The following is a 19,301-nucleotide window of genomic DNA, read 5'->3' on the forward strand; positions in this document are numbered from 1 at the left end:
TCCCGGTGTTGATCGAAAAAGGCGCTGAGGTGGCGCCGAAGTGCTTGAAGATTAAGCCGGGCAAATAGGTCAAACAATCCGATAATCGACTCAGCGTTCGATTATCGAACAGATTGTTGTCTAGCTAATCGTTTGAGAAAGGTCGCTCAGTCTGAGGGCCTGGCTTATGTGGGAGCTGGCTTGCCTGCGATTGCATCACCATGGTTTACCTGACAGACCGAGGTGTCTGCATCGCAGGCAAGCCAGCTCCCACACAATTTAGCGCCCACTTGAATCGCGCGGGTATCAGGTAGCGTCGGCGTGGCTGACCATGCCCTTGATCACCACAGCAGCCGTGGCCAACGCCGCAGGAATCACCAGCGCCGTCAGCACTTGTTCGAAGTTCCAGCCAAGGCCCAGCAAGGTGGCGCCCATCCACGCGCCGAGAATCGCGCCGAAGCGGCCGATGCCAAGCATCCACGACACACCGGTGGCGCGGCCCTGGGTCGGGTAGAAGCGTGCAGCCAAGGATGGCATGGCCGATTGCGCGCCGTTGACGCACATCCCGGCGATTAACACCAAGGTCGCCAACAGGGTGATATTGCCCAGGCTCTGCCCCACGGCGTAGGCAAACACCCCGGCCAGCAGGTAGAAGGTGCCGATGACCTTGTGAGGGTTGAAGCGGTCCATCGCCCAGCCCACGCCGACCGCACTGAGCACGCCGCCAAACTGGAACAACGCGCCGATAAAGGCGGCCTGTTCCATGCTGGCGCCGCTGTCGCGCATCAGGGTCGGCAGCCAACTGGTCAGCAGGTAAACAATCACCAGGCCCATAAAGTAGGTGAGCCACAGCAGCAAAGTCCCGGCGCTGTAGGTGCCGGAGAAGATCACCGCGAACACGTTGCGGGCCTTGACGGTTTTTTGCTCGGGCACGCTGAAGCTGCTCGCCTGGGCAACGATCGTGGGTTCGATGGGTGACAAGGTTTTGCGCACCTTGTCGGTACCACGGTTGCGCACCACCAGGTAACGCGCCGATTCCGGCAGCCAGACCAGCAGCACCACCGCCAAAATCAACGGCAGGATGCCGCCGATCAGCAACAGGCTATGCCAGCCAAACGCCGGGATCAGCTTGGCCGAGATAAACCCGCCGCCGGCCATGCCCAGGTTGAAACCGCAGAACATGCTGGTCACCAGCAACGATTTGTGGCGCTCGGGGGTGTATTCGGACAGCAGCGTCGTGGCGTTCGGCATTCCCGCGCCCAGGCCCAGCCCGGTCAGAAAGCGCAGCACCAGCAGTTGGTCGACGTTGGTGCTGTAGGCCGAGGCCAGGCTGAATGCGCCAAACACCAACACTGCACTCACCAGCACCACTTTGCGCCCGAAACGGTCCGCCAGCGGGCCGGAACCGAGTGCGCCGAAGACCATGCCGATCAGCGCGGCGCTCATTACCGGGCCGAGGCTGGCGCGGTCGATGCCCCAGTCCTGGGACAGCGCAGGCGCAATAAAGCCCATGGCGGCGGTGTCGAGGCCATCGAGGAAGACAATCAGGAAACACAGGATCACCACGCGCCACTGGTAGCGCGACAGTGGCTGGGCGTTGATAAAGGACTGCACGTCCAGGGTGGTACCGACAGAAGGCTGATTCATTATTTTTATTCCACACCGATGGCGGGCTAACGACCTGCGGTCGTCATTATTATTGGGCGGCTCTTCAGAGCGCTGCCGCACAGTAATAAGTCGGGGGAAACAGCGTCAATTGATCAAGCCGGGATCTGTGCGGTCACCGAACACTTAGGCAAACAGTTGCGCACTCAGCTCGCGGCTGGCGCTGAGCATGCTCGGCAGGAAACGCTGCTCCAGCTCGCTGCGGCTGACGCGCCCGGCGTGGGTGCTGACATTGAGCGCGGCCAACACCTGGCCGGACGCGTCGTACACCGGCACGGCGATGGAGCGCAGGCCCTGTTCCAGCTCCTGATCGACGATGCACCAGCCTTGTTGACGCACTTGTTGCAGGCATTCGAACAAGGCTTCGGGGGTGGTCAGGGTGCGGCTGGTCTTGGTCTGCAGGTCGGCGTGGTCGAGATAGTCCTTGAGCGAAGCATCGTCCAGCGCCGCCAGGAGGATGCGCCCCATCGATGTGCAATACGCCGGCAAGCGCCCGCCCACCGACAGGTCCACCGAGATCAGGCGCTGGGTGGTGGCCGAGCGGGCGATATAAAGGATGTCGTCGCCTTCCAGGGTCGCCATGTTGCAGGCTTCGTGCAATTGCTCGCTCATACGGTCCAGGTACGGCTGGGCCGATACGGCCAATGGCGTGGAGGACAAATAGGCATGCCCCAGGGTCAGGACTTTGGGCAGCAGTGAATAGGTGCGCCCATCGGTGGTGGCATACCCGAGTTTGATCAAGGTGTGCAGGCAACGGCGCACGGCGGCGCGCGGGATTTCGGTGCGATGGCTGATCTGGGCGATGGTCAGGTGGCGCTTGCGCTCCTGAAACGCCTGCACCACCGCCAGGCCTCGGGCCAGGGAGGTCATGAAGTCCGGATCACCGGTAAACGCCTGGATACGCTTGGCCGGTGAAGCCACGATCGGCGGCGCCACTGACGCGAAGGAGTTGCGCAATTGATCGTTCATTTCAAGGGTCCTTTCTCTTGTTTTCAACCGCTGGAAGGGTTGGCCGCCATTACAAGCCGCACCAGTCGGGATGTACAAGGCGGCGCCCGCAACATTGGGCGATTATCGGACACTCATGCGATTATCGCAATTCTCTTGGTGGAACCCGACAGCCGCGTGGACCACTACAGTTGTGCGCACAACGGGCGAAGGACTCACATCGCCATGTAACAAAAGCCTCACACGAAGTTGACGCTTTTTAACTTAATGCTGATAGTTTTATTCAAATGCGCCGCTATAATGCAGCTTGTGCAGAGGTCAGCCCGATTTCATTATCATCGGGAGTGGAGCTCACCAGGCGATGCGCATTGCAGGCATCACCGGTCACACATACCTGTTTATAAGATCTGCCCTTTGGTCCTTTTCAAACTTGAATGGTTTTACTGTTCAATTTCAAATAACCCGAGGACGACTTTCAGGCATGACGCTGCACCGTCAATACACTCAACTTAATTAGGTAACACTGTGACGAAAGACGAACTGCGCGCGGAACTTGAGCGCCAGGAACAACGTTACAAGGACGTTTACGGCGGGGAAGTCACCACCTACGCCGCGCAACCTGAACCCGAGCGCAAACCCTGGCGCAAACGGGCCAGTTTGCTGGATCAGGCATTTGCCCAGGAAATTCAAAAGATTGAACAGGAACTCAAAACCGAAGAGCCATAAGCCCTTCGCTCAGAGTTTCCAGGGTTTTGCTGTCTCTGCTGGCTCACCGCCAGCGGAGGGCACGGCGCATTGACTCACCATTGGTCAGCGTCCTGCTGCTGCCAACGAAATTTCATACAAATGTTTCAGACATGACGTTTGCATGACCAATCCGTGTCTTTTCAGCCCCGCACTTTATAAATCAAAGACTTGCCAAAGCCCCGAAAACCCTGGGATGCGCCGCGTCGCCCGGTGTTTTTTCAGTGAAGATTGTTACCGATGAGCAGCTAATGCATCGATTACTGAGGTTTTCTGGCATAATCGCGCCCCCTTACGACCGGGTCAGAAAACCTTCATGATCGATTTATTCAGCGGACTGGATGCTTGGGTTCTAGTGAGCCTGTTGCTCGCCCTGGCCTTTGTCCTCGCCTTCGAGTTCATCAATGGCTTTCATGACACCGCTAACGCGGTGGCCACAGTCATCTACACCAAAGCCATGCCGCCGCACCTGGCCGTGTTCTTCTCCGGGGTGTTCAACTTCCTCGGCGTGTTGCTCGGTGGTGTGGGTGTCGCCTACGCCATCGTGCACTTGCTGCCGGTGGAGTTGCTGATCAATGTGAACACCGGCCATGGCCTGGCAATGGTCTTCTCTTTATTGGCAGCGGCAATCACCTGGAACCTGGGCACCTGGTACTTCGGTATCCCGGCCTCCAGCTCCCACACCTTGATCGGCTCGATCCTCGGTGTCGGCCTGGCCAATGCCCTGATCAACGACATCCCCCTGGCTGACGGTGTGAACTGGCAGAAAGCTATCGATATCGGCGCTTCCCTGGTGTTCTCGCCGATGGCCGGTTTCCTGGTCGCAGCCTTGGTGCTGATCGGCTTGAAATGGTGGCGCCCACTGTCGAAAATGCACAAGACCCCGGACCAGCGCCGCAAGCTTGACGACAAGAAGCACCCACCGTTCTGGAACCGTCTGGTACTGGTGATCTCGGCCATGGCCGTGAGCTTCGTGCACGGCTCCAACGATGGCCAGAAGGGCATCGGCCTGATCATGCTGGTGCTCATCGGTATCGTACCGGCGCAGTTCGTACTCGACCTGGGCAGCACCACCTACCAGATTGAACGTACTCGCGACGCTACTGTGCACTTGAGCCAGTTCTACGAGCGCAATAACACCACCCTCGGTGAGTTCCTGGCACTGGGCAAAAGCGTCAAGGACGACCTGCCGGGCAAGTTCCAGTGCAACCCGCAGCAGACCGAACCGACCATCAATGCGTTGATGGACACCCTGAAAGGCGTTTCCGATTACCACTCGCTGACTGCCGAGCACCGCATTGAAGTGCGCCGCTACCTGCTGTGCCTGGACGACACCGCGAAGAAAGTCGGCAAGCTGCCGGGCCTGGATGCGCGTGAGAAGTCCGACCTGGACAAGCTGCGCAAAGACTTGACCGCCACCACCGAATACGCCCCGTTCTGGGTGATCCTCGCCGTCGCACTGGCCCTGGGCCTGGGCACCATGGTGGGCTGGAAGCGTGTGGTACTGACCATCGGTGAGAAGATCGGCAAGCAAGGCATGACCTATGCCCAAGGCATGTCGGCGCAAATCACCACGGCGAGCATGATTGGCCTGGCCAACATCTTCAGCCTGCCGGTGTCGACTACCCACGTGTTGTCGTCCGGCGTGGCCGGCACCATGGTCGCCAACAAAAGCGGGCTGCAAGGTGGCACGGTGAAGACCATCCTGATGGCCTGGGTGTTGACCTTGCCGGCAACCGTAGGCCTGTCGGCCGGGTTGTTCTGGCTGGCGTCCAAGGCATTGGGCAGCTGATAGGCTGCGGCTCTAAAAATAAGGCGCGATCCTGATGGGGATCGCGCCTTTTTTTATCTCCACAGATCGTTCCCACGCTCCGCGTGATTATCTGCACAACACATTAAATAGCGGGCAAAAAAAAGGGCGACCGAAGTCGCCCAAAATGCCTTGCGTGCTCATGTAACCCGGAAGAACTTACGGTTCTTTACGCTTATTAGCGTCCTTCCAGATAAAAATCCCGAACCCTACAAAAAACAGCACCATGAGGCTGACAGTCAGCACCCCGGCAAATACCACATTATCGAAAAACATGACCGGCCTCCTGCTCATGCCCTGTTGCGATAGGGCTAAGTTAATGGAGAAGGCGGATTGGAAAATTGACGGGGATCAATGTCGCCCGCAACGGGGCGTAAAGAAGGGCAATAACTGACCTGCATCAACAGATGCAGGTTGTTTCAACGCTTTTTCGGTTTGTTCTTCGACTTCTTCTTGGCTTTGCCTAAAGGCATCGCCTGTTCAAACGCCTGGCGCACTTCGTTCAGGCGCTTGTCATTCAGGTCATGCACACGCTTGGCGCGTTCGGCATTCAGGTCAATCAGCTTGTCGTCATCACTCATGGCTGGGCATACGTCGTGGCGGGAATGGCTCAATAATGCGGCCTCTCCCGCTCGACGGCAAATACCAGGGTGAAAATCCTTGTACTTCCCTCTCCTGGCGCTTATTTATCCCGCTCAAACGTAATGATGGAACGCGTAGTCCCCGGCCAATTCGGCATTTGGCGCCAGGGCGTCAGTACTTCCAGCGTGTTGCCCCTGACCTGAAAATCACGGCATTGCACCGTCCCCACCCACGCCGGATTCCAGGCAGAATCAACCTCTGTGCACCATTGATTGCCCTCGACCCGCTCAATACCGGTATAAGCCACCAGCGTATTCAACAGCACTGATTTTTCAGCGTCGGAAGCGCCGGCTTTTCTTCCCTCACCGGTCAACACGAAAGCCACTCGATGATCCGCGGTAAAAATAACGCGCCCGGAAGGACGGCTGCCCATTGCCGGGATTTTCTCACGGGTATCCTGGGACTCGACCTGATAGCCGACCAGCTTCCAGGCCCCGACCAGCGGTGACTCATTCGCTGCTGCGCCCGCGCAAAGGCCCATTGAAACAGCCAACCCGATCACATTGGCCTTTATAGGGTTTTTCATCGCTCTACCGTCTCGAAAAAGACACAGAGCTTTGCGTACAGCTGCCCGGGGAGATGTAGGGCATATCCCCAAACTACGACAGAAGAATCTGCGGGCGACAAAAGGAAGCACATCGCCCAAAATCGACACTTTCCAACTTACCCTGTAGGCGCACTCAGTTGGCACTGCACAATGACCTTCCGCCGCTGCTGGCCCTGCGCGCTTTTGAGGCGGTGGCGCGGCACTTGAGTTTTATCAAGGCCGCCAATGAGTTGTCGGTAACCCAGAGCGCACTCAGCCACCAAGTGCAAAAGCTCGAACAGTATCTGGGCAAACCACTGTTTATCCGACGCACCCGCGCGATTGATCTGACCGCCGACGGCCAACATTACTACGACGAAATTCGCCCGGCCCTCGACATGATTGCCGCCGCCACCCGCGCGCAGAAAGTCGCCCCCACGACCACAGTTCTGCGCGTGGGCCTGCTCGCCTCGTTTGCCACCCTGTGGCTGGCCCCACGCCTGGCCGGGTTTCTCAACCGTTATCCGCATATCCAAGTGGAACTGCTGCCGGCGATTCAATTGGCAAACGTCGCCGCCGCCGAGGTCGACCTGGCCATTCGTTATGGCAAGGGCGATTGGCCCGATGTGCAGGCCACGCGCTTGATGGCGGAAGTCATTTCACCGGTGTGCAGCCCGGCCTTCAAGGCCAGCCAACTGCACAACGCGCCCTTGTTGATGGCCACCTCGCACCGCCCTTTCGAGTGGACGGATTGGTCGGCGCACTATCAGGTCAACCTTGACCACCATCCGCGCGTGCTGCTGCACGATTACAACATCGTGGTCGAAGCCGCCGTGGCTGGCCAAGGCATCGCCATGGGCCGTCATCGTCTGATCGCGCGCAGGCTCCAGGACGGCAGCCTGGTAGAAGCATTCGACTGGCCGCCCTACCACAGCGAAATCGGCTACTGGCTGATCGCCGCCCAAGGCCCGGCCAGCGAAGCCGTCGAATGTTTCAGCGCCTGGCTAAAGGAAGCGTGCTGCGACACTTGAGTTATTTCGATACGTCGCGTGAGATCTATCCGTTTGTCGCCCCTCACTGCGTCCAACATGCTCACCCCTCTTCACCCAAGAGGATTCAACATGAGCGACTCCATCCGCCAACGCGTACACGCCTTTGGCCTGACGCTGCCAACTCCCAGCCAACCCGCAGCCAATTACATCAACCACGTCACCAGCCAGAACCAGCTGTTTATCTCCGGGCAAATTCCTATGCTCGACGGCAAACCCGCCTACATCGGCCGGCTGGGCGAATCCCTCAGCGATGAAGAAGGTGCCCAGGCGGCAGAACTGGCGGCGTTGGGTTTGCTCGGCCAGTTAAGCGCTGCCGTCGGCGATGACCTGTCGCGCGTGGTGCGCATTATCCGTTTGGGTGTGTTCATCGCCAGCAGCGGCGATTTCACGCGCCAAAGCGGGGTTGCCAATGGCGCATCCAACCTGGTGGTGAATGCCTTGGGCGACAAAGGCCGGCATGTGCGCACCGCCGTCGGCGTGTCGAGCCTGCCCGCCGGCGTCGCCGTGGAGGTGGACGCGATTTTCGAGCTGCAGCCGTGAGCCCGCTGCAAGTCCAGCACCTGCGCGATGCCACACCCGGCTGCCAATCGGGCATCGTGCACTTCAACCATGCCGGTGCCTCGCTGCCGAGCCAAGCCACCCTCGACGCGATCTTCGACCAGTTGCAGCGCGAAGCCCGCGATGGCCCGATGGAAGCCGGCGAGCATGGCGCAATCCTGGTGGAAAAAGCCCGGCGCGCAGCCGCGCAATTGCTCAATGCGCCCGCCTTCTCGATGGCCTTTGCCAGCAGCGGCTCAACCGCCTGGAGCATGGCGTTCCAGGCCTTGGGGCCATGGCAGCCGGGCGACCGCATCCTGGTGGGCCGCCATGAATGGGGCGGCAACCTGGCGAGTATGCAGTTGGCCGTGCAAGCGGGTGCACACGTGGAGGTCATTCCCTGCGATGCAACCGGCGCAGTCTGTCCGCTGGCGCTGGAAGCGATGATTGATGCCAAGGTCAAGCTGATCGACCTGACCTGGCTGCCGGCCAATGGCGGCCTGATCAACCCGGCCCAGGCCATTGGCGAAGTGGCCAGGCGCCACGCAATCCCCTACTTCATCGACGCCGGCCAAGCGGTCGGCCAGTTGCCGGTGGATGTGCAGGCGTTGCACTGCGACGTACTCAAGTCCGCCGGGCGCAAACACCTGCGCGGGCCGCGTGGCACGGCGCTGTTGTATGTGCGGCCGGACTTTCTGCAACACCTGAACCCCGCCCAGCGCGATGTGTTCTCGGCGCCCTGGACCGCGGAAGGGTTCGACCTGCGTAACGATGCCCGCCGCTTTGAAACCAGCGAAGTGTCCTACGCCTTATTGGCGGGCTTGGGCAATGCGTTGCAGGAAGTGAACCGACTGGGCGTGGAGCAGACGTGGGCAAGGGTCTTACAGCTCAGCGGACAAATCCGCGACGCGCTGCGTCAGATGCCGGGCGTTTCCCTGCACGATCTGGGCACGGCGCACTCCGGCCTGATCGCCTTCAACCTCGCCGGCTGGGAGGCGTTTGAACTCAAACGTCGGCTGGGACTGAAGCGCATCAACATCGGCGCCAACGGCGTGGCCTACACGCCACTGGATATGCAGGCGCGGGGGCTTACAAGCATCGCGCGGGTTTCCGTCAGCCCGCTCAACACCGAGCATGACATCGAGTTGCTGATCGACGCGCTGCGCGAATTGCGCGATTAAACCTCGACGTCCACCCATAGCCCTTGGCGCGGTGCATCTTCGATCAGCGGCACCACCGGCACGGTGTTGTCGGCATTGAGCTCATCGCCGGGGACCGCCAGATGCGCCTCGGGGTCTGCGTCCGCTTCGCGCTGGCGTTTCTGTTGCTCTTGCTGACGGCGTTGTTCTTCGCGCAACAGCAGGGTCGACTGCTCGGCATCGCCCTTTTTCAAGTCGATGGTGCTTTCGTTGGAGCCGGCCTGCACGGGCACCACGGGCGGGATGTCCGGCTTCTGGCGCACCGGATCAAGTTGCGACGTGACCGGCACAACACTCAAGGGCAGTATGGGTGGCAGCATGGTTTTTAGTCTCCTATTACGCAGACTGTCGGCTGCGGGAGGGGCGACTTGAGTGCCAAGCCCCCAACTTGTGAACCAATCGTCATCTATCCGACGAACCTATCGCCCTTTTTCTTGCCGCTTGTAGCTTAAAGCTTGAAGCTGCACCTATTCCTTTTGGTCTGGAAGCCGTGTTCCGTTAGAATAGTCGGCTTTTTCACGGCGGGAGTCAGGCAGCATGGCGCAGCAGTATCAACCGGGGCAACGCTGGATTAGTGACAGCGAAGCAGAGCTGGGGTTAGGCACCGTTCTGGCACAGGACGGGCGCTTGTTGACCGTGCTCTATCCGGCCACTGGCGACACTCGTCAGTATGCGCTACGGAATGCGCCCCTCACTCGTGTGAGGTTTTCGCCGGGTGACAGCATCACCCATTTCGAAGGCTGGAAAATGACCGTACAGGAAGTCGACGACGTCGATGGCCTGCTGGTCTACCACGGCCTTAACGGGCAGAACGAGCAGGTCACCCTGCCGGAAACCCAACTGTCGAACTTTATCCAGTTCCGCCTGGCCAGCGACCGTCTGTTCGCCGGGCAGATCGACCCGCTGGCCTGGTTCTCGCTGCGCTACCACACGCTGGAACACACCAGCCGTCAGTTGCAGTCCTCGTTGTGGGGCCTGGGCGGCGTGCGTGCGCAACCTATTGCTCACCAACTGCACATTGCCCGTGAAGTCGCTGACCGTATCGCGCCACGGGTATTGCTGGCCGACGAAGTGGGCCTGGGCAAGACCATCGAAGCCGGCCTTGTGATCCATCGCCAGCTGCTGTCGGGCCGCGCCAACCGCGTGCTGATCCTGGTGCCGGAAAACCTCCAGCACCAGTGGCTGGTGGAAATGCGCCGCCGTTTCAACCTGCAGGTTGCGCTGTTCGACGAAGAACGTTTTATCGAAAGCGATGCCACCAACCCGTTCGAAGACACCCAGCTGGCGCTGGTGGCTCTGGAATGGCTGGTGGATGACGAGAAGGCCCAGGACGCGCTGTTCGCCGCCGGCTGGGACCTGCTGGTGGTCGACGAAGCCCACCACCTGGTGTGGCATGAAGAAAAAGCCAGCCCGGAATACGCGCTGGTCGAGCAACTGGCCGAAGTGATCCCAGGCGTGCTGCTGCTGACCGCCACCCCGGAACAACTGGGCCAGGACAGCCACTTCGCGCGCCTGCGCCTGTTGGACCCGAACCGCTTCCACGACCTGCACGCCTTCCGCGCCGAAAGCGAGAACTACCGCCCGGTGGCCGAAGCCGTACAGGAGCTGCTGGACAAGGGCCGCCTGTCGCCAAAAGCGCACAAGACCATTCAGGGTTTCCTCGGTAACGAAGGTGAAGCATTGCTCACCGCCGTCAACGATGGCGACACCGAAGCCAGCGCGCGCCTGGTGCGTGAGCTGCTCGACCGCCACGGCACCGGCCGCGTACTGTTCCGTAACACCCGCGCCGCCGTGCAGGGTTTCCCGGAGCGCAAGCTGCACGCTTACCCGCTGCCGAACCCGGACGAGTACCTCGAACTGCCGCTGGGCGAACACGCCGAGCTGTACCCGGAAGTCAGCTTCCAGTCGCAGCCGGATGTAGAAGAAGAAAACCGCTGGTGGCGTTTCGACCCGCGCGTCGAGTGGCTGATCGACCAGCTGAAAATGCTCAAGCGCACCAAAGTGCTGGTGATCTGCGCCCACGCCGAAACCGCCATGGATTTGGAAGACGCCCTGCGCGTGCGCTCCGGCATCCCGGCCACGGTGTTCCACGAGGGCATGAACATCCTCGAGCGTGACCGCGCCGCTGCCTACTTCGCAGACGAAGAGTTCGGCGCCCAGGTGCTGATCTGCTCGGAAATCGGCAGTGAAGGCCGCAACTTCCAGTTCTCCCACCACTTGGTGCTGTTCGACCTGCCGTCGCACCCCGACCTGCTGGAACAGCGGATCGGCCGTCTGGACCGGATCGGCCAGAAGCATGTGATCGAACTGCACGTGCCGTACCTGGAAACCAGCCCGCAAGAGCGCCTGTTCCAGTGGTACCACGAAGCGCTGAACGCGTTCCTCAACACCTGCCCGACCGGCAACGCCTTGCAGCATCAGTTCGGCCCGCGCCTGCTGCCGCTGCTGGAAAACGCCGACGACGGCGAGTGGCAAGCCCTGATCGACGAAGCCCGTGCCGAGCGCGAGCGCCTGGAACAGGAACTGCACACCGGTCGCGACCGCTTGCTGGAGCTCAACTCCGGCGGCGCGGGTGAAGGCGATGCGCTGGTGGAAGACATTCTTGAGCAAGACGACCAGTTCGCCCTGCCGATCTACATGGAAACCCTGTTCGACGCCTTCGGCATCGACAGCGAAGACCATTCGGAAAACGCACTGATCCTCAAGCCCAGCGAAAAAATGCTCGACGCCAGCTTCCCCCTGGGCGACGACGAAGGGGTGACCATCACCTACGACCGCAACCAGGCGCTGTCGCGTGAAGACATGCAGTTCATCACGTGGGAACACCCGATGGTGCAAGGCGGCATGGACCTGGTGCTGTCCGGCTCGATGGGCAACACCGCCGTGGCGCTGATCAAGAACAAGGCGCTCAAGCCGGGCACCGTGTTGCTCGAACTGCTCTACGTCAGCGAAGTGGTGGCACCGCGCTCGCTGCAACTGGGTCGTTACTTGCCGCCGGCGGCGCTGCGCTGCCTGCTGGACACCAACGGCAATGACCTGTCCGGTCGTGTGTCGTTTGAAACCCTCAATGACCAGCTGGAAAGCGTGCCACGCGCCAGCGCCAACAAGTTCGTGCAGGCCCAGCGCGATCAACTCACGCCACGCATCAATGCCGGCGAAGAGAAGATCACCCCGCGCCACGCCGAGCGTGTGACCGAGGCCAAACGTCGTCTGGCAGCCGACACCGACGAAGAGCTGGCGCGCCTGACCGCGTTGCAAGCGGTCAACCCGACCGTGCGCGACAGCGAGCTGGTGGCGCTGCGCAACCAGCGCGAGCAAGGCCTGGCCATGCTCGACAAGGCGGCGCTGCGGTTGGAAGCAATTCGGGTGTTGGTAGCGGGTTGATAACCGCCCTGCCCTGCTAAAAAAGAAGGCCCGCGCATTGCGGGCCTTTTTTATTGGCCTGGAGGGCCTCATCGCAGGCAAGCCAGCTACCACATTTTGATGTGTGAATACCTTCAAATGTGGGAGCTCGCTTGCCTGCGATGGCGTCACCTCGGTCTCATGCTGTCGCCGCCCCAGCCGGCACCTCCACCGCCCCCAGCCCATCCTTCATCTTCTTGGCATCGCGCACAAAACTGCGCGAGGCCTGGAACAGAAACAGCATGGTCAAGAACAGCGCCACCGGAATCAGGTACATAGCGTCGTGCAACCCCACCGCTTTATACGCCTCGGTCATCTGCGAGGCGCCATCGGCATACATTGCCGAATGGGCAAAATGATCAGACAGGCCACCCACCACCACCGGCCCCATGCCACCGCCGAGCAAGTACAAGCCGGCAAAAAACAGCGCCATCGCCGTGGCACGCAGGCGCGGCTCAACCACGTCCTGGATCGCCGTGTACACGCAGGTGTAGAAGTTATAGGCAAACAACCAGCCCACACTGAACAGCGCCACAAACACGCCAATCTCAATGCGCCCGGCATGCAAGGCCCAGGCAGTGGTGATGGTCGAGATAATCAGGCTGCACGCGGCAAACAGCAGCCGGCCGTTGGCGACCCGCTGATGGATCTTGTCGGCAATCCAACCGCCCAGGGTCAGGCCCACCAGCCCGGTGATGCCGACAATTACGCCGGTGGCCACCGCGGCGTCCTGCAACGGCATCAGGAAATAGCGCTGCAACATCGGCACCAGGAACGAGTTGCACGCATAGGTGGCGAAGTTAAAGCACAACCCGGCCAGCACCAGCCACAGGAAGGTCGGTACTGCCAGGACACGACGAATCGGACGGTCGACGCGCTCCTGGGAGACTTGCACGGTTTCCGCCGCGCCGCGCTTGGGTTCCTTGATATAGAACATGAAGATCGCGAGGATCAGCCCCGGTACGGCGGCGATAAAGAACGGTGCGCGCCAGCTGTCGAACGCCTTGACCATCGCGCCAATGGTGAAGAACGCCAGCAGCAGGCCCAACGGCAAGCCCAGCATGAAAATGCCCATGGCCCGGGCGCGGCGGTGGGCGGGAAACAGGTCGCCGATCAGCGAATTAGCCGCCGGCGCATAGCTGGCTTCACCGATGCCGATGCCCATGCGCACCAGCAAAAAGGTCCAGAAGCTGCCGACCATGCCGTTGACCGCCGTCAGCCCGCTCCAGGCAAACAGGCCCCAGCCCATCAGTTTGCTGCGTGAACCGGTATCGGCCAGGCGCCCGAGCGGCAGGCCGGCGATGGCGTAGACGATGGTGAAGGCGGTGCCGATGATACCGAGCTGGAAGTCGCTCAGATGCCATTCCATGCGGATTGGCTCGATGATGATGGCGGGGATGGTGCGGTCGAAGAAATTGAACAGGTTGGCGAGGAACAGCAGGAACAGAATGCGCCAGGCATTCGCCGCTTGGGTCGAGTTCTGCATGGGTCCGTCTCTTTTATTGTTATGAGAGCTGCGATGCCCGATGCATCCTGCCCGGTACCTGCAACATAATCAGGCCGGGGACGCTTGTCTGTAATGATTCGTAAAGCTGATAGGGCATGATTTCACCCGTAACCGCGGGACTTTCCCTACGAAAATATAAGTTCGCGCCCCCCTTCCCAACCGCCATGGCACGGATAGAATGGCGAGCCTTCCGTCACACCCCAATCCTACTTTTCTTATCGATGACGCCCATGTCCGAAGCCAGTCCGTGTCTGAGTTGCGGTGCCTGCTGTTCACACTTTCGTGTGTCTTTCTTCTGGGGTGAGTGCGCCTCATCGGGTGGCACAGTGCCCGATGACCTGGTGGTGCAGATCAACCCCACGCGCGTGGCGATGATCGGGACCGACCAGAAACCTGCCCGGTGTTGCAGCCTTGAGGGTGAAGTCGGCAAGGGCACCCGTTGCACCATCTATGAACAACGTTCGAGCCCCTGCCGGGAGTTCGACGCGTCATGGAGCCAGGGCGAACACAACGTCGATTGCGATACCGCCCGCGCCGCCTTTGGCCTGCCGCCGTTAGAGGCACCTTTTGAACTGGACCTGCCGATCAGCGCTTAGCATCAAACGCTATGACGGGCATGCCAAAATGGTTGAGAGCAAAGTGCCATTATCGCTGGCAAATCCCGCGAGGCTTCTATACTCGACTTCATAGGTCATCGCCGTAGGCTGTGACGTGACGCTATGACGGGGCTTGCTATGGAATGGCTGGGTCTGCATTTTTTTACCGACCTGCCAGAGAACGGGCATTTATTACTCAATTGCAGTCATAACCCATTCCTGGTGCTACTGGCGTATCTGGTTGCTTGCGCGGCCGGCTTCGGCACGCTGGACATGGCCGAGCGCGTCGGCCATGTCGACGACCCTACCGCCCGCCGCCATTGGCGCTGGCTGGGAGCGGGTTGCCTGGCAGGTGGCATCTGGTCGACGCACTTCATCAGCATGCTGGCCTTCCAGGCACCTATCGCCATTCATTATGAATTGCGCATGACGTTCGCCTCGCTGGTGATCGCCTTGATCGCTTCGCTGTTCGCCATGCAAACCCTGAGTCACACCCGCCTGCGATTCCATCAATATTTGCTCGCGTCGATTTGGATGGGCCTGGGTATCGCGCTGATGCATTACGTCGGCATGTCGGCCATGCGCTCCCAGGCCGATGTGTACTTCGCAACCGACCTGTTCATGGCCTCGGTGGCCATTGCCATCGGCGCCAGCCTGGCCGCGCTGCTGCTGTCGAGCTACCTGCGCACCGGCGCCGGCGTGTTCCATCAACTGCTCAAATACGCCGCCAGCCTGGTGCTGGGCGCCGGCATCCTGAGCATGCACTTTACCGGCATGGCGGCCATGCAAATGCTGGTGCCGGCCGGTGCTGACCTGTCGTTGCCACTGGATAACAACCCGATTCAACTGGGCCTGTCGGTGGCCGTGATCACCCTGTTGGTGATCGGCAGCAGCGTCAGCGCCGCCCTCGCCGACAAAAAACTGCAGCACAAGGAGCGCGACCTGCGCCGGGTCAATGCCCTGCTCAGCGAGCTGGACCAAGCCCGCGCTTCGCTGCAACAAGTGGCGCACTTCGATGCGTTGACCAGCCTGCTCAACCGTCGCGGCTTTAACCAGATCTTTGCCGAGAAGGTCGCGGAAAAAACCGCCAGAAACGGCATGATGGCGGTGATCTTCCTCGATATCGACCACTTCAAGCGCATCAATGACAGCCTCGGCCACGATGCCGGCGACCAACTGCTCACCGTGCTGGCCGGGCATATCAAGGGGTCGGTACGCAGCCATGACGATGTGGTCGCGCGGTTTGGCGGCGACGAGTTCTGCATCCTGATCAACATTCACCATCGCGACGAAGCGCGGCATCTGGCCCAGCGCATTATGCTGAAGATGAAAGAACCGATCGAACTGGCTGGTCGGCGCATGGTGATGACCACCAGCATTGGCATCAGCCTGTTTCCCGATGACGGGCTGACCTGCGAAGAGTTGCTTAAGACCGCTGACTTGGCGCTGTACCAGTCCAAGGACGCTGGGCGCAACAGCCTGAACTTCTTCAGCTCCAACCTTAAAACCCGCGCCTTCCTTGAACTGCAACTGGAGGAGGAGCTGCGCGCCGCGCTACGCGGCCGCAATGAACTGGTGCTGTTCTACCAGCCGATCTTCGACATGAAGCTGGGCAAGGTCACCCGCCTGGAAGCACTGGTGCGCTGGCAACACCCGCAACATGGGTTGCTGGCACCGGACCGGTTTATCGGCATCGCTGAAAACAACGGGTTGATTGCCGAGCTCGACCACTGGGTATTGCGTCAGGCCTGTCACGATTTGAGCCTGCTGTCTGACCGCGGTTACCCCGAGCTGACCATGGCCGTGAACTGCTCGGCCTTGAACCTGGCCCGTGACGAGCTGGCCGATGAGATCGAAGCCGCCCTGCGTTTTGCCGGGATCGCCGCCAGCCGCCTGGAACTGGAAGTCACCGAAAACGCGCTGATGGGCAATATCAGCAGCACCCTGGCGCTGTTGCGCCAGATCCGTGCCCTGGGCGTTTCGCTGGCCATTGATGATTTCGGCACCGGTTATTCCTCCCTGGCCTACCTCAAGCGCCTGCCGCTCAATACCTTGAAGATCGACCGGTCATTTATCCAGGACATCCCCAAGTCCACCACCGATGTCGAGATCGTCCAGGCAATCATCGGCATGGCCCACACCCTGCACTTGCAGGTGATTACCGAAGGCGTGGAAACCCAGGCGCAATTTGAACTGCTGCTCAAGCACGGCTGCGACTTTATCCAGGGTTACCTGCTCAGCCCGGCGGTGCCTTTGAGCGATGTGGTGGGTGTGATCCAGGGCATCCAGATGCGCAACCCGCTCTACCCATTCAGCGTCGAGGGCAATAAGGATGCCCTCGTGCCGAAAGACCCCGGTGCAGGCCGCATCGGCCCGCCGTCGATTGTCAGGCCCATTCGCTGACGTCGAATCGTTGGGATTTAGCCATCATCTACTTGGATGAACGCCGACGAACGGCCAAGCCATCGGAGTACGGCAGGTACTCCTCTTGAAAAGTCAGGGTTGATCGTTCCCACGATCTGCGGCTTTGCCACACCCGGAAACAATTCCCCTAATGTTTCGCCCACTTTAAAACTGTTCCCGTGACGCTTACGTCACCGTCACCTGTGACCTTTCTCTACGGCAAGATGCCATCACCGCGTCAGCGGTTACTCCGCTACACACTTGAGCGGCGAAAAAAAGCGCACCTTTATAGTGCAGGACTTTCTTGCGCCGCCCTTTCCTGGATCAGTATCCACGGCGAAACCACCACCGCCCACAGGCTCGGGTCACGTTCAACCAAGTCCAGCGCCCGCGTCGCAGACACTTCGCCAAGGCTGCCCGCAGCCAGCCAACCAGCGACTTTGTCGCGGTTATCTTCGGCCATTCCTTCGGCCGCTTCGATCAAATCCAGGCCGGCGTCGACCCACAATAGGGCACCCTTGGCAAAGAACGGTTCAAGCTCCTTCCAGGAAATTTCGGCGGTTTCACCGAGCAGCTTGGCATAGAGGGTGCTAGGTTCTTGCGTCATGGGAATTCACCTGAATAAAAAATCGGCGCAATCATAGCGTCAGGCGTCAGGCAGAAAAACCCAGTTGCAAATGAGGCACCGAACGAAAGTGTCAGGAAAGCCAAGGATTGCCTGAAACTCTGGCATCAGCCCGCCGCAATTCTGTCTTTTTCTTTCATTAAAGCGACACACCCAGGGTTTGCCCCCAGCAGCCAGCTTTTCAAGCGATCAACCGGCGCTCTACACTGTACCGGTACAGTTGCCAGGGCAATGCCGGGGGGATATCCGCGATATCTGATCCGGTTCTGCAGCTCACAAGGCCGCTAGAACTATAAAAAATACAACAGTAAGAGTGGAGCACTATGAATAAGGCTACTAAGCAGATTTCCAAACTGTTTGCCGCTATGGTCCTGGCTGGGGTTGCCGGCCATTCGTTCGCAGCCGACACCATCAAGATCGGTATCGCCGGGCCTAAGACAGGTCCAGTGACGCAATACGGCGACATGCAATTCATGGGTGCCAAGCAGGCAATCGCCGACATCAACGCCAAAGGCGGTGTCGACGGCAAAATGCTTGAAGCGAAAGAATACGACGATGCGTGCGATCCAAAACAAGCCGTTGCCGTAGCGAACAAAGTGGTCAACGACGGCGTCAAGTACGTAGTCGGTCACCTCTGCTCCAGCTCCACTCAGCCAGCGTCCGACATCTATGAAGACGAAGGCGTGATCATGATCACCCCGGCTGCCACCAGCCCGGAAATCACTTCCCGTGGCTACAAGCTGGTGTTCCGCACCATCGGTCTGGACAGTGCTCAAGGCCCAGCGGCCGGCAACTACATCGCCGACCACGTGAAGCCGAAAGTCGTTGCTGTTATCCACGACAAACAGCAGTACGGTGAAGGTATCGCCACCGCCGTTAAACAGACCCTCGAGAAAAAAGGCGTGAAAGTCGCCCTGTTCGAAGGCATCAACGCGGGCGACAAAGACTTCGGCTCGCTGATCCAGAAGCTCAAGCAAGCCAACGTCGACTTCGTCTACTACGGCGGCTACCACCCAGAGCTGGGCCTGATCCTGCGCCAGGCCAAGGAAAAAGGCGTGAACGCCAAGTTCATGGGCCCTGAAGGTGTCGGTAACGACTCCATCTCGCAAATTGCCCAGGGCGCTTCCGAAGGCCTGCTGGTGACCCTGCCGAAATCTTTCGACACCGACCCGGCCAACAAGGCCATCGTTGAAGAGTTCACCAAGAACAAGCAGGACCCAACCGGTCCGTTCGTGTTCCCGGCCTACTCGGCTGTTGAAGTGATCGCCGGCGGTATCGCTGCCGCGAAAAGCGAAGACACCGCCAAAGTGGCGGCTGCCATCCACGCCGGCACCTTCAAGACCCCAACCGGCGACCTGAGCTTCGACGCCAAGGGCGACCTGAAGGACTTCAAGTTCGTAGTCTACGAATGGCACTTCGGTAAACCAAAAACCGAAGTTTCCCCTCAGTAAGCCAGGCGTTACTGGTCCAACAAGCCCACTGTGAGAGCAGTGGGCTTTGTTTTACGAGGTTTATGGGCCTGTCACCCGCGATCCGGGCGCTGGCTCACCTGAAAATCTTAAAACCGTCACCAGCGGTTCGCTGGCAAACGCTTTGTGCAAATGTGCTCACAGAACACAGTGCAGGGCCGGAACATGACTCCACCAGTGAAATGCGTATCGGGTTT

The 19,301-nt window shown here is 59.9% G+C and carries 17 protein-coding genes; 9 read left to right on the forward strand and 8 right to left on the reverse strand.

Annotation, left to right across the window (positions count from 1 at the left end; genetic code table 11):
- Window positions 1-285 precede the first annotated feature (285 nt).
- Window positions 286-1,626 carry an MFS transporter gene (locus tag QF043_RS21740; protein ID WP_056857463.1) on the reverse strand — a complete coding sequence of 447 codons (1,341 nt, stop codon included), beginning with the start codon at window positions 1,624-1,626 and terminating at the stop codon, window positions 286-288.
- A 144-nt stretch (window positions 1,627-1,770) separates the two neighbouring features.
- Window positions 1,771-2,613, reverse strand: coding sequence for a pca regulon transcriptional regulator PcaR (gene pcaR, locus QF043_RS21745; RefSeq protein ID WP_017137228.1), 843 nt, complete (start codon window positions 2,611-2,613; stop codon window positions 1,771-1,773).
- A gap of 504 nt (window positions 2,614-3,117) precedes the next feature.
- Here pcaR and QF043_RS21750 point away from each other — a divergent pair.
- Window positions 3,118-3,318 (forward strand): hypothetical protein, encoded by a 201-nt coding sequence (locus QF043_RS21750; RefSeq protein WP_003189295.1) that lies wholly within the window; start codon window positions 3,118-3,120, stop codon window positions 3,316-3,318.
- A gap of 334 nt (window positions 3,319-3,652) precedes the next feature.
- Window positions 3,653-5,128, forward strand: a complete 1,476-nt coding sequence (locus QF043_RS21755) for an inorganic phosphate transporter (protein ID WP_307420145.1) — start codon at window positions 3,653-3,655, stop codon at window positions 5,126-5,128.
- A gap of 177 nt (window positions 5,129-5,305) precedes the next feature.
- Here the strand turns inward: QF043_RS21755 and ccoM are convergent, their stop codons facing one another.
- The 3 genes from ccoM to QF043_RS21770 all read right to left on the reverse strand — a co-directional run bounded on the left by ccoM (window position 5,306) and on the right by QF043_RS21770 (window position 6,314).
- Window positions 5,306-5,422, reverse strand: coding sequence for a cytochrome c oxidase subunit CcoM (gene ccoM, locus QF043_RS21760; protein WP_017137226.1), 117 nt, complete (start codon window positions 5,420-5,422; stop codon window positions 5,306-5,308).
- Window positions 5,423-5,565: 143 nt separating this feature from the next.
- On the reverse strand, window positions 5,566-5,727 hold the full coding sequence (locus QF043_RS21765; protein ID WP_090408332.1) for a hypothetical protein: 162 nt from the start codon (window positions 5,725-5,727) through the stop codon (window positions 5,566-5,568).
- 101 nt (window positions 5,728-5,828) lie between these two features.
- Window positions 5,829-6,314 carry a lipocalin-like domain-containing protein gene (locus QF043_RS21770; protein WP_307420146.1) on the reverse strand — a complete coding sequence of 162 codons (486 nt, stop codon included), beginning with the start codon at window positions 6,312-6,314 and terminating at the stop codon, window positions 5,829-5,831.
- A gap of 158 nt (window positions 6,315-6,472) precedes the next feature.
- On the opposite strand from QF043_RS21770, the gene QF043_RS21775 reads away from it, so the two are divergent.
- The 3 genes from QF043_RS21775 (at window position 6,473) to QF043_RS21785 (ending at window position 9,084) form a co-directional block, all read left to right on the forward strand.
- Window positions 6,473-7,345 (forward strand): LysR substrate-binding domain-containing protein, encoded by an 873-nt coding sequence (locus QF043_RS21775; protein ID WP_099485824.1) that lies wholly within the window; start codon window positions 6,473-6,475, stop codon window positions 7,343-7,345.
- A gap of 90 nt (window positions 7,346-7,435) precedes the next feature.
- Window positions 7,436-7,906, forward strand: coding sequence for a RidA family protein (locus QF043_RS21780; protein WP_307420147.1), 471 nt, complete (start codon window positions 7,436-7,438; stop codon window positions 7,904-7,906).
- Window positions 7,903-9,084, forward strand: a complete 1,182-nt coding sequence (locus QF043_RS21785) for an aminotransferase class V-fold PLP-dependent enzyme (protein WP_307420148.1) — start codon at window positions 7,903-7,905, stop codon at window positions 9,082-9,084. Before QF043_RS21780 ends, QF043_RS21785 begins: the two co-directional genes overlap by 4 nt.
- Here QF043_RS21785 and QF043_RS21790 read toward each other — a convergent pair.
- Window positions 9,081-9,422 carry an aspartate-semialdehyde dehydrogenase gene (locus tag QF043_RS21790; protein WP_307420149.1) on the reverse strand — a complete coding sequence of 114 codons (342 nt, stop codon included), beginning with the start codon at window positions 9,420-9,422 and terminating at the stop codon, window positions 9,081-9,083. The genes QF043_RS21785 and QF043_RS21790 overlap by 4 nt on opposite strands.
- Before the next feature lie 217 nt (window positions 9,423-9,639).
- Between QF043_RS21790 and rapA the strand changes: the two genes are divergently transcribed.
- Window positions 9,640-12,486, forward strand: coding sequence for an RNA polymerase-associated protein RapA (gene rapA / locus QF043_RS21795; RefSeq protein WP_307420150.1), 2,847 nt, complete (start codon window positions 9,640-9,642; stop codon window positions 12,484-12,486).
- 157 nt (window positions 12,487-12,643) lie between these two features.
- On the opposite strand, the gene QF043_RS21800 is transcribed toward rapA, so the two are convergent.
- A complete protein-coding gene (locus tag QF043_RS21800; RefSeq protein ID WP_305458452.1) occupies window positions 12,644-13,990 on the reverse strand; it encodes an MFS transporter in 1,347 nt (448 codons plus the stop codon).
- Between the two features lie 251 nt (window positions 13,991-14,241).
- Here QF043_RS21800 and QF043_RS21805 point away from each other — a divergent pair, with 251 nt between their 5' ends.
- A complete protein-coding gene (locus QF043_RS21805; RefSeq protein ID WP_056857472.1) occupies window positions 14,242-14,607 on the forward strand; it encodes a YkgJ family cysteine cluster protein in 366 nt (121 codons plus the stop codon).
- A gap of 138 nt (window positions 14,608-14,745) precedes the next feature.
- Window positions 14,746-17,010 (forward strand): bifunctional diguanylate cyclase/phosphodiesterase, encoded by a 2,265-nt coding sequence (locus tag QF043_RS21810; RefSeq protein ID WP_307420151.1) that lies wholly within the window; start codon window positions 14,746-14,748, stop codon window positions 17,008-17,010.
- A 286-nt stretch (window positions 17,011-17,296) separates the two neighbouring features.
- On the opposite strand, the gene QF043_RS21815 is transcribed toward QF043_RS21810, so the two are convergent.
- Window positions 17,297-17,617: a DUF2288 domain-containing protein gene (locus QF043_RS21815; RefSeq protein ID WP_305458447.1), complete on the reverse strand. Its 321-nt coding sequence runs from the start codon at window positions 17,615-17,617 to the stop codon at window positions 17,297-17,299.
- 341 nt (window positions 17,618-17,958) lie between these two features.
- On the opposite strand from QF043_RS21815, the gene QF043_RS21820 reads away from it, so the two are divergent.
- Window positions 17,959-19,086, forward strand: a complete 1,128-nt coding sequence (locus QF043_RS21820; RefSeq protein WP_219337698.1) for a branched-chain amino acid ABC transporter substrate-binding protein — start codon at window positions 17,959-17,961, stop codon at window positions 19,084-19,086.
- The last annotated feature ends 215 nt before the right edge of the window (window positions 19,087-19,301 follow it).

Source organism: Pseudomonas sp. W3I7 (assembly GCF_030816095.1).
In the GTDB taxonomy this organism is placed as follows: domain Bacteria; phylum Pseudomonadota; class Gammaproteobacteria; order Pseudomonadales; family Pseudomonadaceae; genus Aquipseudomonas; species Aquipseudomonas salomonii.

Excerpts from the sequence above, each read along its gene's own strand:
- QF043_RS21815 (WP_305458447.1), bottom strand. The coding sequence starts at position 17,617 with ATGACGCAAGAACCTAGCACCCTCTATGCCAAGCTGCTCGGTGAAACC.
- QF043_RS21780 (WP_307420147.1), top strand. The coding sequence starts at position 7,436 with ATGAGCGACTCCATCCGCCAACGCGTACACGCCTTTGGCCTGACGCTG.
- QF043_RS21755 (WP_307420145.1), top strand. The coding sequence starts at position 3,653 with ATGATCGATTTATTCAGCGGACTGGATGCTTGGGTTCTAGTGAGCCTG.
- ccoM (WP_017137226.1), bottom strand. The coding sequence starts at position 5,422 with ATGTTTTTCGATAATGTGGTATTTGCCGGGGTGCTGACTGTCAGCCTC.
- QF043_RS21820 (WP_219337698.1), top strand. The coding sequence starts at position 17,959 with ATGAATAAGGCTACTAAGCAGATTTCCAAACTGTTTGCCGCTATGGTC.
- pcaR (WP_017137228.1), bottom strand. The coding sequence starts at position 2,613 with ATGAACGATCAATTGCGCAACTCCTTCGCGTCAGTGGCGCCGCCGATC.
- QF043_RS21770 (WP_307420146.1), bottom strand. The coding sequence starts at position 6,314 with ATGAAAAACCCTATAAAGGCCAATGTGATCGGGTTGGCTGTTTCAATG.
- QF043_RS21810 (WP_307420151.1), top strand. The coding sequence starts at position 14,746 with ATGGAATGGCTGGGTCTGCATTTTTTTACCGACCTGCCAGAGAACGGG.
- QF043_RS21790 (WP_307420149.1), bottom strand. The coding sequence starts at position 9,422 with ATGCTGCCACCCATACTGCCCTTGAGTGTTGTGCCGGTCACGTCGCAA.
- QF043_RS21740 (WP_056857463.1), bottom strand. The coding sequence starts at position 1,626 with ATGAATCAGCCTTCTGTCGGTACCACCCTGGACGTGCAGTCCTTTATC.
- QF043_RS21800 (WP_305458452.1), bottom strand. The coding sequence starts at position 13,990 with ATGCAGAACTCGACCCAAGCGGCGAATGCCTGGCGCATTCTGTTCCTG.
- QF043_RS21765 (WP_090408332.1), bottom strand. The coding sequence starts at position 5,727 with ATGAGTGATGACGACAAGCTGATTGACCTGAATGCCGAACGCGCCAAG.
- rapA (WP_307420150.1), top strand. The coding sequence starts at position 9,640 with ATGGCGCAGCAGTATCAACCGGGGCAACGCTGGATTAGTGACAGCGAA.
- QF043_RS21805 (WP_056857472.1), top strand. The coding sequence starts at position 14,242 with ATGTCCGAAGCCAGTCCGTGTCTGAGTTGCGGTGCCTGCTGTTCACAC.